11 protein-coding genes are annotated in these 14,789 nt (G+C 66.5%); 6 read left to right on the top strand and 5 right to left on the bottom strand.

Annotated elements, in window-relative coordinates; genetic code table 11:
• Positions 1 to 8 precede the first annotated feature (8 nt).
• The 5 genes from DMX06_RS21505 to mqo all read left to right on the top strand — a co-directional run bounded on the left by DMX06_RS21505 (position 9) and on the right by mqo (position 7,946).
• Positions 9 to 2,429 carry an SAM-dependent methyltransferase gene (locus DMX06_RS21505; RefSeq protein WP_110739258.1) on the top strand — a complete coding sequence of 807 codons (2,421 nt, stop codon included), beginning with the start codon at positions 9 to 11 and terminating at the stop codon, positions 2,427 to 2,429.
• The gene (locus DMX06_RS21500) at positions 2,426 to 3,169 is read left to right on the top strand and encodes a hypothetical protein (protein ID WP_051555777.1); all 744 of its coding nucleotides are present in this window, start codon (positions 2,426 to 2,428) and stop codon (positions 3,167 to 3,169) included. The genes DMX06_RS21505 and DMX06_RS21500 overlap by 4 nt, the downstream gene beginning before the upstream one ends.
• On the top strand, positions 3,166 to 4,332 hold the full coding sequence (locus DMX06_RS21495; RefSeq protein WP_110739257.1) for a hypothetical protein: 1,167 nt from the start codon (positions 3,166 to 3,168) through the stop codon (positions 4,330 to 4,332). Before DMX06_RS21500 ends, DMX06_RS21495 begins: the two co-directional genes overlap by 4 nt.
• A gap of 34 nt (positions 4,333 to 4,366) precedes the next feature.
• Positions 4,367 to 6,055: a hypothetical protein gene (locus DMX06_RS21490; RefSeq protein WP_110739256.1), complete on the top strand. Its 1,689-nt coding sequence runs from the start codon at positions 4,367 to 4,369 to the stop codon at positions 6,053 to 6,055.
• 253 nt (positions 6,056 to 6,308) lie between these two features.
• Positions 6,309 to 7,946, top strand: coding sequence for a malate dehydrogenase (quinone) (gene mqo / locus DMX06_RS21485; RefSeq protein WP_110739255.1), 1,638 nt, complete (start codon positions 6,309 to 6,311; stop codon positions 7,944 to 7,946).
• 329 nt (positions 7,947 to 8,275) lie between these two features.
• On the opposite strand, the gene DMX06_RS21480 is transcribed toward mqo, so the two are convergent.
• The gene (locus DMX06_RS21480) at positions 8,276 to 8,611 is read right to left on the bottom strand and encodes an ArsR/SmtB family transcription factor (RefSeq protein WP_110739273.1); all 336 of its coding nucleotides are present in this window, start codon (positions 8,609 to 8,611) and stop codon (positions 8,276 to 8,278) included.
• A 51-nt stretch (positions 8,612 to 8,662) separates the two neighbouring features.
• Here DMX06_RS21480 and DMX06_RS21475 point away from each other — a divergent pair, with 51 nt between their 5' ends.
• Positions 8,663 to 9,754, top strand: coding sequence for an NADH:flavin oxidoreductase/NADH oxidase (locus tag DMX06_RS21475; RefSeq protein ID WP_110739272.1), 1,092 nt, complete (start codon positions 8,663 to 8,665; stop codon positions 9,752 to 9,754).
• 105 nt (positions 9,755 to 9,859) lie between these two features.
• Here DMX06_RS21475 and DMX06_RS21470 read toward each other — a convergent pair whose 3' ends face one another.
• The 4 genes from DMX06_RS21470 to DMX06_RS21455 all read right to left on the bottom strand — a co-directional run bounded on the left by DMX06_RS21470 (position 9,860) and on the right by DMX06_RS21455 (position 14,690).
• The gene (locus DMX06_RS21470) at positions 9,860 to 11,098 is read right to left on the bottom strand and encodes an NAD(P)/FAD-dependent oxidoreductase (RefSeq protein WP_110739254.1); all 1,239 of its coding nucleotides are present in this window, start codon (positions 11,096 to 11,098) and stop codon (positions 9,860 to 9,862) included.
• A 3-nt stretch (positions 11,099 to 11,101) separates the two neighbouring features.
• On the bottom strand, positions 11,102 to 12,679 hold the full coding sequence (locus DMX06_RS21465) for an aldehyde dehydrogenase (NADP(+)) (RefSeq protein ID WP_110739253.1): 1,578 nt from the start codon (positions 12,677 to 12,679) through the stop codon (positions 11,102 to 11,104).
• 95 nt (positions 12,680 to 12,774) lie between these two features.
• Entirely contained in the window at positions 12,775 to 13,722 is a 948-nt protein-coding gene (locus DMX06_RS21460; RefSeq protein WP_110739252.1) for a dihydrodipicolinate synthase family protein, read from the bottom strand.
• Positions 13,723 to 13,763: 41 nt separating this feature from the next.
• Positions 13,764 to 14,690, bottom strand: a complete 927-nt coding sequence (locus DMX06_RS21455; RefSeq protein ID WP_110739251.1) for a 4-hydroxyproline epimerase — start codon at positions 14,688 to 14,690, stop codon at positions 13,764 to 13,766.
• Positions 14,691 to 14,789: the final 99 nt, after the last annotated feature.

Genomic DNA, 14,789 nt, shown 5'->3' with positions numbered 1-14,789 from the left:
CGAACCGCATGAGCATGACGACCCGCAACAACCGCGAACACGCGCAAGCCACCCATTACCCGAGTGCCGAGGAGCACCGTCGCCGCTGGCGGCGGCTGGCCCAGGCCATTGCGGCCAGGGCCGCGGACATCAGCGACGACCCGGCCCTGCTGGTTTCGCCGCAGCGCCCCGGCACGCTGGAGATCCTCGGCTCGGGCATCGAGGCCTCGGACTTCAGCCGCAGCGACGAGGCGCGGATCCTGGCCGCCGACCATGTGTTCTATTGCGTCGCCGACCCGGCCACCAAGATCTGGATCCTCTCCCAGCGTCCGGACGCCTATGACCTGTACGTGCTCTACGACGACAGCAAGCCGCGGTACCTGACCTACATGCAGATGACCGAGGCCATGCTGCATCACGTGCGCAACGGCGAGCATGTGGTCGCGATCTTCTATGGCCACCCCGGCGTCTTCGTGCTGTCGACCCATCGCGCCGTGACCATCGCCCGCCGTGAAGGGCATCACGCCAGCATGCGTGCGGCAGTCAGCGCCCTTGACACCCTGTGTGCCGACCTGGGCGTGGACCCCAGCCAACCCGGCATGCAGATGTACGAAGCCACCGACATGCTGATCCGTCGCCGCCAGCCGGACCCGGGGCTGCACCTGGTGCTCTGGCAGGTCGGTCTGATCGGCGAGCTGGGCTACCGACGCCAGGGGTACCTGAACAGCAACTTCGCCGTGCTGCTCGACTACCTGGAGGATCTCTACGGCCCGGAGCACCCGGTGATCAACTATGTCGGTTCGCGCTACCCGGGGATTGATCCGCTGATCGACCGGCAGACCCTGGCCAGCCTGCGCGATCCGCTGGCGCAATCGTGGGTGACCGGTATCTCCACCTTCTACCTGCCGCCACGCACCGCAGGGCAGTCGGATCCGCAGATGCTCGAGCGGCTGGGGCTGATCCGCCCAGGTCAACCGGTGCGCGCCGCCAGTGACCCGTTGCGGGTGATCGATCGCTACGACAAGCGTGAGCGTCGTGCCTTCAGCGATTTCGCCCGCTTCGATGTGCCGGCCAGTTACCAGTGGCAGGCCGACACCGGTGCCGGGCGTTTCATTCTTGCCTTGTCCGACGATGCCGAGTTGCGCCGGCAGTACCGCGACGACCCCCAGGCCGCGGTGCAGGCCTGGGGTGGGCTGGATGCCCGCGAACGGCATCTGCTGGGGCAACGCGACCCGGGCGCGGTGCAACTGGCGGCCAAGGGCGCCGATGCCCAGCGTCACCCCGGCAATCGGGAAGGGGTCGAGCACCTGCTGACCTATACCTCAGCCAGCAGTGCCTTGCACCGGGCGCTCAGCGCCGCCGCGCCGGGCGAACTGCGCGCTGTCGCCGCGGCCTGGTCGCGCAAGGCTGGCCTGAGCATCGACTGGCCGGGCATGAATGCCGAGCTCAATGCGCTGCTGCAGTCGAGCCTGGCGCCCTGGAGCGGCTTTTACCTCGACAGCAGTCGGCGCATGAGCCTCTCGTTGTTCAGCCGCATGAAGAACGCTGGCCTGCGTGTCGACCTCGATGGCAAACCGCTGGTGGGCGTGCGCTATCAGTCGGGTGTGCTGACCTGGAGCGCCGAGGCCGGCAATGGCAGTTCCGGCTACCTGCAATCCGATCTCTCGGTGCAGGGCGGGCGCAGCTGGATAGGGCTGGTGTGGCCCGCCGGGGAGCAGGCCGGGAGCGGCTACAAGGTGGCCTTGCGCGGGCAATCGCTGGCGCGTCCGGCCTGCCTGGCGGTAGGGGATTATCGGGTCGCCGGGGAGGCGCTGCGCATCGTGCCCTCGGCCTCGGCGAGCCAAGGGGTGGATGTGTTGCGCGAGGGCGTGGCATTGCCCGGCGAAGTACTGTTCAACGGACGTGACACACGCATCGGTGAGCGACGCCTGGCATTGTCGACGCGTCGTTTCGAGGATCTGGCGCAGTGGGCCCAGGGCGCTTACCGCCTGCGCCTGGTGCATGGTCGCCTGGCTGAGTTGCTGGCCTTGCGCCTGGGACCCTACGGGTTGGAGATCGCCGGCAAGCCGGTAACCGCCGAGTTTCGCGAGGGACGCATCCAGTGGCAGGGTGGCCCGCCGGCCGTGGAGTCCGGCCAGTTGGACGTGACCCTCGATCCGATCACGCTCAAGCCGCTGTTGCATGGCCAGGGCCGCAGCGCCGCAGGCAGCAAGGTGCAACTGCGCGGCATGGCCCTGATCGAGCCGCTGTGGATAGGCCAACTGCTCGAGCAGCCACGGCTGGGCTTGCCCGAATGGGCCTGGCAACACCTGGTGGCGGTGATGGTGGCGGCCAGCGACAAGGGCGGGATCTTCCTCTGGCATGGCTATGACCGCGCGCGCGGCAACCTGCGCCTGTTGCGCGAGGCGCTGGCGCGGTTGCGCCAGGATGAAATGGAGGATGCCGGATGAACATGCGCGTGCAGCCGTTGCTGGCCGGGGTGGATCGTGCCTGGCTGATGGCCGAGGCCGGTGCCCGGCCCCGGCGCAACCGTCTGGTTCTCGATTACGACACCCGGCGCTTTCCCTTCGCTGCGGCGCTGACGCGGGACGTGTACAAGGTGCAGCGCCTGGACCGGCTGCACCTGTATCTGCGCCAGCACTACCTCGAGCGTGGCCGCCCGGCGCGGCTGCGCCCCAGGGACAACCTGCTGCTCAGCGACATGATGGAGCGTCAGCCTGCCACGGCCGATTTCTGGACCCTCTACCACGCCTTCATGCTCCAGGTGCTGGCGCCGTTGGTTGGGCGTGGCATTTCCTATACCAGCCACCCGAAGCTGCGCGTGCATCTGGCCGGCACGCCCAGCGTGAGTTCGTTCCACCACGATATCTGCGTTACCGAACGTATCGACCAGGTCAACTTCTGGATGCCGTTCACCGATGTCGAGGCTGGCGCCGCCCTGTGGCTGGAAAGCGACTATGGCAGTGCCGACTACAGCCCGGTCAGCCTGCGCTACGGCCAGGTGCTGATCTTCGATGGCGGCTACCTGGGACATGGCTCGATGCGCAACGACAGCGAGCGTACCCGGGTCAGCCTGGACATGCGCTTCTCCTACAAGAAAGCCACCACCCGCGCCGAAGGGGTCGCCTTGCTCGACCACCTGGCCGGGATCCTCGCGCCTGACAGTGTCAGTGAAGGAGTACCGACATGAACAATCAAGCCTTGCAGAGCCTGCTCGATGGCCTGGTCGACCCCGGCTACGCCACCCGGCCGCCCAGGGCGGTGTCGCTGGTGCACTACGGCCCGGACGGGGTGAACGTCGCCACCCGGGGCCGGGCCGAGTACCACGCCCAGACTGATGGCGGCCTGGAGGTGCGCTACCGCTCGGTGGACGGCGGGGGCGCGCCGCATGCCGACAGCCACCTGCTGATCGATGCCCAGGGGCGGGCGCGCACCTCGATCACCCGTCTGCTCGATGACCAGGGCCAGGTGCGGCGCTCGGTGTTCGGCCAGTACGACGCCCTGCACCTCACTGCCGCCGGCACGCCGTCCCACGGCCTGGCCACGCTGTCGGTAAACGATGCCCAGGGGCGTGTCGTCCACCAGGCGCAGATGGCCTACGACGAGGAATGTTATGCCAGCTACAGCACCCGCCAGTTCGATGCCGATGGCCGTCTGTTGGGGCGCACCTGCGTTTCCTATGGGCAGGCGCAGATGGCCGGGACCCGACTGACCGGGGGCATGCTTGCCGTAAGTCATTCCGATGGCCGAGGCACACGGACCTACAGCGCCAAGTCCTACCTGGGTTCCACCGGGGTGCCTTACCAGGTGATCGGCACACGCTACATCGAAGGCGGCAATGCCGTACTGGAGCACATCAACTCCGACTACGGCGGCGTGCTGTTCGACGCCCGCCGCCAGGTCCATGGCGGCGAACTGGTGGTACGCACCTATGCCGCCTGCGGCAAACCCCGTAGCGCCACGGCCCTGCGCTATCGCCAGGGGCAACTGGTGGGCCGGCAGCGGCTGGACCTGGAAGGCGTCATGACGGTGCTCAGGCCTGCGCCGTTGCTCTGCTCCTGCGCCCCCTGGACACCCAACCGCGCCGCCGATCGCAGCAGCGTGCAACGGCGCCAGGACGGCAGCCTGTTGCAGCGGCGCGAAGACTGGTTCACCCAGCCGGGCAGCAGCGGCACGCCTCGCCGCACCCTGGTGACCCTGTATGCCCGCGACGGCCAGCGGGTGATTCGTGTGACCGATGTGGACTATGCCGGGGCGCAGTTCGACAGCCGCGGCCTGCCGGTCGCCGGCAGCATCCTGTCCACCCACTACCAGGCCGGGGTGCGCAGCACCACGGCGTGCATCGCGTATTGATGTGTCATTCACCGCAACCAGCAAGGAGAGCAACGTGAACACTGCCAATACCGCCAAACTGAGCACCGCCACGCAGATCAACGAGACCGTCAAGCTGAGCAACCAGTCCGGTGTCGACGTCGTGGTGCTCGATGCCCATGCCGCCAGCGGCACCAGCGAACAGGGCTACCTGCAGGACCTCAAGTTCCTGTCGATGGCCAGCGGCAACGTGCTGAAAAACGGTGCCAGCACCACCGCCACGCTGCATGACACCTATGTCAACAGTCAGCACCAGACCGCCGTTTCGCATCTCTACAACCTGCTGGTGTCCAGGACCGACTCGTTGTTTCCGGTGATGACCGTGGGCGAGCAGCTCGACTTCAACACCGAGACCTACCCCGACATCAATATCACCGCAGCGGCGGCGAAGAACATGCAGACCGCCCTGACGTTCTGCCAGAACATCATGACTTCGCCTTCGTCGCAGATGTCGGCCAACTTCCAGTCGGCCATGAAGGATGCCTTCAGCAGTGGTTCGGTCGCCGATGGCAATGCCAAGATGGCGGCGTTCTTCAACCAGTACCCAACCTTCGCCGGCCTGGACTTCCCCAGCTATGTCGCGGTCAGCACCTGGATGCGCGGCTTCGCCTATCTGTGGGGAATGAACGACCAGGGCAAGCCGGGCGCGACCTTCTACGTGTACTCGGCGGCCACCGGGCAGAATGCCAAGGGCGCGACTTCCGAGGGCACCATCACCTTTACCCGCAAAGCCAATGCGCCATCGCCAGCCGACCCCACTGACCGTCAGAGCGCCTATACCATCACCCTCACGTCCCAAGGCAGCAGCAAGACGCTGCAGTTCTCCAATGGCCAGCTGATCGACAGCAGCGGTGGCGCCATCACCCTGAACTGCACCTTCGGCTACAAGGGCACCTTCACCGGCAAGGATTCGGACACCACGGCACTGACCTTGCTGGCCGGCACGATGCTGGGCAAGTCGGTGATCGCCATCCCGCTGGCACCGGAGTCGGGCTGGGACAAGTTCTGGTCGAACCTGACCTTCGGCACCGTGTTCAAGTACTTCATGGAAGCCATGGGGCTGTGGATGGCGCTGGACTTCCTCAAGCAGAAACTGACCGCCAAGAACGACAAGCTGGCCGAGGACAAGGCCAACGAGAACGATGGCAAGGACCCGACCTCCGAGCAGGTGCAGGAGGCGCAGAACGATGGCCAGCAGGTCGGCGACCAGGCCCGTGCCGACAACCAGGCGCAGCTCGACAACGCCTCGGGCGACGTGCAGGCCGAGGTGCCGAGCGAGGCGGATTTCTCCTCCTCGGTCAGCGAAGTGCGCGCCAGCGGCAGTTCGGCCTACAAGTCGGTGGCCAGCGACAACACCGGCGGGGCGATTGAAAGTGCGGCCGAACAGGTAAGTGATTTGGCCGAAATTGAAAACACCGACCAGTTGCAAGAGGCTAACGATGACCTACTCGAGGCCAAGGGCCAGCTCGATGCTGGCGACATTTCGTCGGCCAACGCCAATGTCACCACTGTCAACGAGCAGTTGCCGCAGATCGTCGAGGATATGGGGAGCGCCGTGAGTGAAGAACTCGCGGAGCAGGTGAAGGAGGCCGTGGAGGTGCAGGCCGAGGCGACCGAGCTGTCCGAGGAGGTCAACGACACCGCCGAGGAAACCGAGGGCGGCACCGAGGAGCCGTTCGAGGACGGTGTGTTCCCGGAGGTCTGAGGTAGTGCAAACAGGCGCGGCCCACCCTGATGCGAAGTGCCGCATTGACAGGCAGGGCCGCGTTTGTTTGTGCTGGCAATTCGGTTACAATCCGTAAATCGTTTCAGCCTTGTCGGTCAATCCGACCAAAGGCTGGCGCGTCCAATGTCTCTCTGGCTGCTGAACAATGATCACAACAAGCCTGCGCTGAAGAACATGGAATACCTGGGCCAGCCACAGGCCCACCCTCCGTTCTACTGACTGGAATCGATCAATGTTCAAGAAAGCTGGCAAGACCTTGCTGGGTCTGGCAGTCGCGGCGAGCTTCATGCAAGCGCACGCCGAAGACACCAAGAAAGTCGACGTGCTGCTGGTTGGCGGCGGCATCATGAGTTCCACCCTGGCGGTCTGGCTCAACGAGCTGGAGCCGAGCTGGTCGATGGAAATGGTCGAGCGCATGGACGGCGTCGCCGAAGAAAGCTCCAACGGCTGGAACAACGCCGGTACCGGCCACTCCGCGCTGGCCGAGCTGAACTACACCCCGGAAGACAAAGACGGCAAGGTCAACATCACCAAGGCCATCGAGATCAACGAGTCGTTCCAGATCTCCCGCCAGTTCTGGGCCTGGCAGGTACGCCAGGGCGTGCTGAAGAACCCGCACTCGTTCATCAACACCACCCCGCACATGAGCTTCGTCTGGGGCGATGACAACATCAAGTTCCTGAAGAAGCGCTACGACGCCCTGCAGGCCAGCCCGCTGTTCCGTCCGATGCAGTACTCGGAAGATCACGCGCAGATCGCCAAGTGGGTCCCGCTGATGATGGAAGGCCGCGACCCGAACCAGAAGCTGGCCGTGACCTGGACGCCGATCGGCACCGACGTCAACTTCGGTGAGATCACCCGTCAGTTCGTCGGTCACCTGAAGACCAAAGAGAACTTCGACCTGAAGCTGTCCAGCGAAGTGCAGGACATCACCCGTAACGAAGACGGCTCCTGGCACGTCGAGTACAAGAACCTGAAGGATGGCACCGCGCACGCCACCGACGCCAAGTTCCTGTTCATCGGTGCCGGCGGCGGCGCGCTGAAGCTGCTGCAGAAGTCGGGCATCCCGGAGGCCAAGGAATACGCAGGCTTCCCGGTGGGCGGCTCGTTCCTGGTGACCGAGAACCCGACCGTTGCCATGCAGCACATGGCCAAGGCCTACGGCATTGCCTCGACCGGCGCGCCACCCATGTCGGTTCCGCACCTGGACACCCGTGTGCTGGACGGCAAGCGCGTGATCCTGTTCGGGCCATTCGCCACCTTCTCGACCAAGTTCCTGAAGAACGGCTCGTACCTGGACCTGCTGAGCAGCACCACCACCCACAACGTCTGGCCGATGGCCCGCGTCGGCATCGATCAGTACCCGCTGGTCGAGTACCTCGCCGGCCAGCTGATGCAGTCCGACGACGACCGTTTCGCCGCCCTGCAGACCTACTTCCCGAACGCCAAGAAGGAAGACTGGAAACTGTGGCAGGCCGGTCAGCGCGTGCAGATCATCAAGCGTGACGCCGACAAGGGCGGCGTGCTGAAGCTGGGCACCGAGGTCGTGGCTTCCGAAGACCGCACCATCGCCGGCCTGCTGGGCGCCTCGCCAGGTGCCTCGACCGCCGCGCCGATCATGCTCAACGTGCTGGAAACCGTGTTCAAGGAGAAGGTCGCTACCCCAGAGTGGCAGGCCAAGATCAAGGAGATCGTCCCGAGCTACGGTACCAAGCTGAACGATTCAGCCGCCGCCACCCAGAAAGAGTGGGACTACACCGCCGAAGTCCTGCAGCTGGAGAAGCCGCCGGTGATCGACCAGAGCGTCAAGACCAGCGTGGCGCCAGCCGCACCGGTCGAGAGCAAGCCTGCGAACGACATGGCGCTGTAAGGCCAGACGGTTGCCGGGCTTGCCCGGCAACACCAACCACGAGGATCGCCCCTGGCGGCCTCGTGGTTTTTTTGTGCCTGAGTTTTGCCTGGACCAGGGGCCGGTAGGAGATCGCCCAGCCCTTCGGGCTGCGCTGTCGCGCAGGGAGCTATGCCCCTGTGGGAGCGGCCTTGCGTCGCGAAAGGGCTGCGCAGCAGCCCCAGCAATTTCGATTGTGGCTCGGAATCTGGGGCCGCTGCGCGCCCCTTTCCGACCGGTTCGACGCCTCGGCAAGGCCGCTCCCACAGGGCCAGCCTAAGCCGGTGCCTGGCACCGCGTTGCCTGGAAGCTCAACGCTGCTCGAGAATACTGCCCAGCAACCCCGGGAAGCGGCTTTCGAGCGCGTCGCTGCGCAGCGAGTTCATATGCGTGGTGCCAACATTACGGGTGTGCACCAGCCCGGAATCGCGCAATACGCGAAAGTGATGGGACATGCTGGACTTGGGTCGGCCGCCGTCCAGCTCGCCGCAGCTGGCTTCGGCAACCCCCGCGAGGTGGCGAACGATTTCCATGCGCACAGGGTCGCTCAGGGCATAGAGCAGGCGCTCCAGCGTCAGGTCTTCGGGGTTGGGGTGGGTATAGGCTCGCATGGACGACATGATAACGGGGGTTTCACAAATTGCCATAGTTCGAATATGATCGAACAATCGTATCCACCCTGTCCCTGGAGTTACCTCATGGCCGCCTTGTTCGAACCCTACACCCTCAAAGACGCCACCCTGCGCAACCGCATCGCCATCCCGCCGATGTGCCAGTACATGGCCGAAGATGGCCTGATCAATGACTGGCACCAGGTGCATTACGCGGGCCTGGCCCGTGGTGGCGCCGGCCTGGTGGTGGTCGAGGCCACCGCGGTGTCGCCGGAAGGGCGCATCACCCCCGGCTGTGCCGGTATCTGGAACGATGCCCAGGCCCAGGCCTTCGTGCCGGTGGTCAAGGCGATCAAAGCTGCAGGCTCGGTGCCTGGCATCCAGATCGCCCACGCCGGTCGCAAGGCCAGTGCCAATCGCCCCTGGGAAGGTGACGACCATATCGCCGCCGACGATGCCCGTGGCTGGGACACCATCGCTCCGTCCGCCATCGCCTTCGGCGGCCACCTGCCGAAAGTGCCCAAGGCCATGACCCTGGACGATATCGCCCGGGTCAAGCAGGACTTCGTCAATGCCGCGCGCCGTGCCCGCGATGCCGGCTTCGAGTGGATCGAACTGCACTTCGCCCATGGTTACCTGGGCCAGAGCTTCTTCTCCGAGCACTCCAACCAGCGTACCGACGCCTACGGTGGCAGCTTCGACAACCGCACGCGCTTCCTGCTGGAGACCCTGGCCGCCGTGCGTGAGGTGTGGCCGGAGAACCTGCCGCTGACCGCTCGCTTCGGCGTGGTGGAGTACGATGGTCGTGACGAGCAGACCCTGCAGGAGTCCATCGAACTGGCCCGTCGCTTCAAGGCCGGGGGCCTCGATCTGTTGAGTGTCAGTGTCGGCTTCACCATTCCTCAGACCAACATCCCATGGGGCCCGGCATTCCTGGGGCCGATCGCCGAGCGGGTGCGCCGCGAGGCGAAGCTGCCGGTGACCTCGGCCTGGGGCTTTGGCACGCCGGAGCTGGCCGAAGGTGCGTTGCAGGCCAACCAGCTCGATCTGGTGTCGGTGGGGCGTGCGCACCTGGCTGACCCGCATTGGCCGTATGCCGCTGCCAAGGCACTGGGCGTGGACAAGGCGGCGTGGACGCTGCCGGCGCCTTATGCACATTGGCTTGAGCGTTACCGCTGAGTGAGGCTGGGGCTGCTTTGCAGCCCTTTCGCGACACAAGGCCGCTCCCACAGGGAACGCGCATGCCTTGTGCCGCGAAAGGGGCGCACAGCGCCCCCGGCAATTTCAGAACCGATCCAGCCGGTACGCCTGTTCCACCTCGCCCCCCGTAACCAACCGCCCCACCCATTCCGCCGTCACCGCCGCCTGGGTCAACCCCAGGTGCTGGTGCCCGAACGCCAGAAACACCTTGCCATTGGCCACCCGGTCGATCACCGGCAGCGAGTCTGGCAACGAAGGCCGGAACCCCATCCACGGCGTCGCCCCCGCGGCATCCAGCTCCCGCCGGAACAAGCCCTTGCTCAATCTATGCAGTTGCCACGCCCGTTGCATGCTCGGCGGCGCCTTGAGCCCGGCGAACTCCACCGTGCCGGCCAGGCGCAGGCCGTCGGCCATGGGCGTCATGATGAACTTGCGCTCCAGCGAGGTGACGGCGAACGGCAGGCGCTGCTGCTCAGCCGGCAGCATCAGGTGGTAGCCGCGCTCGGTGTCCAGCGGTACCTGCCGGCCGGTCAGGGCGGCCGTGAGCCTGGCCGAATGTGCGCCGGCGCTGATCAACACCTGGCGGGCCTGGAGGGGACCCTGGTCGCTGGCGAGGCTGATGCCCTGGCCATGCACCCGGCCACCATCGACCTCGGCGCGCAGGAAGCGCACGCCGCTGGCCCTGGCGGCGCTGAACAGTTCGCAGACCACCTGGTAGGGGTCGAGGAAGTGACCGGTGCGCGGGAAGAACAGGCCACCCAGGATCGACGGGCTCAGCTGCGGCGCCGCCTCGCTAACCGTTTCTGCCGACCACAGGTCCACGGGCACACCCTGTGCCTGCATGCGGGCGCGCAACGCCGCGAGCGCCTGACGCGACTCTTCGCGTTCGAACACCAGCAGCGAACCATCCTCCTTGAGCAGGTGGCTGCGCTCGATGGAGGCAAGCAGCCGTTGCCAGGCGCCGAGGCTGCTTTCATTCAGCACGCGTAGGCCTGCCACGCTGCGCTGGAACGGCGCCGGACGCAGGTTCAGCAGCAGGCGGGTGAACCAGGGCAGGGCCCTGGGCAGGTATTTCCAGTCCAGGCGCAGCGGGCCCATCGGGTCCAGCAGCATGGCCGGCAGGCGCTTGAGGATCGACAGGTCAGCGATGGGAAACACCTGCTCGGTAGCCAGGTGCCCGGCATTGCCAAACGAAGCGCCGTGGCCCGGCGCCTGGCGATCGATCAGCAGCACCCGACGACCCTGGCGGGCCAGCTGCAGGGCGCAGGCGACGCCGACGATGCCGGCGCCGACCACGGCGATGTCCGTGTCAGTGGCGGTCATGGCTCAGCCTTCCCGCCGGCCATCGAGCAGGCGGCGCAGCTGCAACGGATTGCCATGTTGCAGCGGATCGGGCAGCAGTGCATCGGGGAAGTCCTGGTAGCACACCGGGCGCAGGAAACGCAGGATCGCCGCAGTGCCCACCGAGGTGCCGCGGGCGTCGGAAGTGGCCGGGAACGGACCGCCGTGGACCATCGCGTCGCACACTTCGACGCCGGTCGGCCAGCCGTTGACCAGGATCCGTCCGGCCTTGCGCTCGAAGGTAGGCAGCAACTGGCGGGCGCGGTCGAGATCGTCGGCGTCCAGGTGCAGGGTTGTGGTCAGTTGTCCTTCCAGGTGCTCGGCAACCTGGCGGACTTGCTCGTCGCTGTCGCACGCAACCACCAGCGAGGCGGCGCCGAACACTTCGGCCTGCAGCGCTGGATCGGCAAGAAACGCCTGGGCCGAGGTGACGAACAGGTGCGCCTGGCACTGGTTCGGGCCTTGATGGGGCTGGCTGCTGGCGACCTGACGGGCATTGCGGTTCTCACCCAGTGCGGTAATGCCATTGGCATAGGCGCTGGCAATGCCGGGGGTGAGCATGGTCTGTGCCGCGGCCTGCCGGACATGTTCGGCGGCGGCGTTGATGAATCGTTCGAGGGCCGGGCCCTGGCGGGCAATCACCAGCCCGGGGTTAGTACAGAACTGGCCGGCGCCTTGGGTCAGCGAAGCGACGAAGCCCTGGGCCAGAGGTTCCGCTCGGGCTTGCAGGGCAGCCGGGAAGAGGAACACCGGGTTGATCGAGCTCATTTCGGCATAGACGGGGATCGGCTCCTGGCGTGCCTGGGCGGCCTGGTACAAGGCGAGGCCACCGCTGCGCGAACCGGTGAAGCCGACGGCCTTGATGCGTGGGTCGCTGACCAGACCGATACCGACCTCGCGGCCGGCGCCGTACAGCAGCGAGAACACGCCGTCGGGCAGCTCGCACTGCGCGACCGCCCGGGCCACGGCCTGGCCGACCAGTTCGCTGGTACCGGGGTGGGCGCCATGGGCCTTGACCACCACCGGGCAACCGGCGGCCAGTGCCGAGGCGGTGTCGCCGCCGGCCACCGAGAAGGCCAGCGGGAAGTTGCTGGCACCGAACACCGCCACCGGGCCCAGGGGGACCTGTCGTTGGCGCAGGTCGGGGCGCGGCAGTGGCTGGCGCTCGGGCAGGGCGTTGTCCACGCGCACGTCTAGCCATTCGCCGGCCCGCACCACGCGGGCGAAGGTGCGTAGCTGCATGCAGGTGCGGCCACGCTCGCCCAGCAGGCGTGCCTTGGGCAGGCCGGTCTCGGCGTTGGCGCGGTCGATCAGGGTGTCGCCCAGGGCCTCGATCTGCTCGGCGATGGTTTCGAGAAACTGGGCGCGTTGTTCCAGGGTGGTTTCGCGGTAGGCATCGAATGCCGCCCAAGCCTGGGCGCAGGCCTGGGTTACCTGTTCGGCGCTGGCGCCGGCGTAGGGTGGGTCGAGCGGGGTGTCGGTGGCCGGGTCGATGGCGTGGATCGCGGCCTGGGTGCCTGTGATGGCGCGTTGGCCGATCAGTAGATTGCCGGTGAGGGTCATGGGGTGTCCTGGAGAATCTGGGTGAGGTCTGGACCTGCTGGGGCGCTATGCGCCCCTTTCGCGACACAAGGCCGCTCCCACAGGTATTGCGATGATCAAGCCAGGTTCTGCTCGGCGGACCAGTTGGCGTACCAGTTGCGGAACAGCGCGTACTGCTGTTCGGCATAGTGGCGCTGGGCGTCGGTGAGGGCGTCGGTTTCGTTGAAGTGCAGGCGGTACTCGGTGTCGCCGTTGAGCACCATCAGGTGCTTGTAGTACAGCACCAGGTCGCAGCCTTCATCGAACGACGACAGCACCGCCAGCGCCGCCTCCAGTTCCCGGGCCTGGCGTCGGGCCTTGGCATCGCCCCTGGCGGCGCGCTTGCTCAGGCTGACCAGTTGCAGCACTTCGCGCGGCAGCGCGTTGCCGATGCCGGTGATGGCGCCGGTGGCGTTGCAGTTGACGAACCCGTGCACCACTTGCGTGTCGACGCCGACCATCAGGGTCACATCATCGTCCTGGGAGGTGATGTGTTCGGCGGCGTAGCGCAGGTCGGCGGCGCCGCCGAACTCCTTGAAGCCGATCAGGTTGGGGTATTCGCGGCGCAGGGCGAAGAACAGGTCGGCGCGGGTGGCGAAACCGTAGTAGGGGCTGTTGTAGATCACCGCCGGCAGCTTCGGCGCGGCGGCGAGGATCGCCGAGAAGTGATGCTGCTGGGCGGTCAGCGAGGCGCCACGGGACAGCACCCGGGGGATGACCATCAGGCCGGCAGCGCCGACCTTGGCGGCGTGGGCAGCGTGGGATACCGCTTCACGGGTGTTCACCGCGCCGGTGCCGACGATGGTCGGGATGCCGGCGGCCACCAGGCGCGCCACGCCCTCCTGGCGCTCGGCCTCGGTCAGCAGCGGCCAGTCGCCCATCGAGCCGCAGTACACCACCGCGCTCATGCCGGCGTCGATCAGTTCGCGCCCCTTGCGCACCAGGGCGTCGAAGTCCGGCTTGCGCGCGGCGGTGCAGGGGGTCATCAGGGCGGGCATGGTGCCGGTGAAGATGTTGTCGGTCATTGTTGTCACTCCTGGCGGTATTCAGTGGGAAATGAACGGGGTCAGATGCCCCAGGCGAACGGATCCTGTTCGTCGATCAGTAAGGTGCTGTCGGCGGTCATGTGGGCACGGCCGGTGATGAACGGACGAATGCGTTCGCCGTCGCGCTCGTAGCGGCCCTGGAACTGGCTGCCGGTGATGCTGGCCTGGACCCAGGCCTGGCCTTCGGCGAGCTTGCCGTCGGCGGCCAGGCACGCCAGCTTGGCGCTGGTGCCGGTGCCGCAGGGCGAGCGGTCGTAGGCCTTGCCGGGGCACATGACGAAGTTGCGGCTGTCGGCGTTGGCGTCGTCGGCGAACAGCTCGACATGGTCGATCGGGGCACCGTGTTCGCCGGTGATGCCCTGGGCCTCGAGGGCCTTGAGCAGGGTCCAGGTGTAGTCGGTGAGGGCTTCGCGGTTGTCCAGTTCGATGCGCTGGCCGTGGTCGGAAACCAGGAAGAACCAGTTGCCGCCCCAGGCAATGTCGCCATGCACCAGGCCATGGCCCGGCACGTCCACCGCCACCTGCCGGCGGTAGCGGTAGGACGGCACGTTGCCGACGGTGACGGCGCCGTCGTCATGCAGGGTGGCGCTGACCTGGCCGACCGGCGTGTCGATCTTGTGCATGCCCGGTTCGATCAGGCCAAGGTGGAGCAGCGAGGCGACCAGGCCGATGGTGCCGTGGCCGCACATGTTCAGGTAGCCGGCGTTGTTGAAGAAAATCACCCCGCAGGTGGCATCCGCAGAGACCGGCGGGCAGTACAGCGCACCCACCAGCACATCGTTGCCGCGAGGCTCCAGCAGGCAGGCGCGGCGCCAGTGATCGTGCAGCTCGCGCAGTTCGTCGCGCTGCTCGGCCATGCTGCGGCCGTGCAGGGGCGGGAAGCCTTTCATCACCAGGCGGGTCGGTTCGCCGCCGGTGTGGGAGTCGATGACGTGGATCTCTTTCATAGGTCAGTTCGTTCCAAAGTGTGGGCAATCGTGGGAGCGGGCTTGCCCCGCGATGAGGCCGCTTGCCCTGAATCGCGGGGCAAGCCCGCTCCCACGAGT

It is taken from the genome of Pseudomonas mosselii (assembly GCF_003205295.1).
GTDB lineage: Bacteria > Pseudomonadota > Gammaproteobacteria > Pseudomonadales > Pseudomonadaceae > Aquipseudomonas > Aquipseudomonas mosselii_B.
The sequence above is the reverse complement of the archived record's forward strand: the minus strand, read 5'-3'. Positions and strand labels throughout refer to the sequence as shown.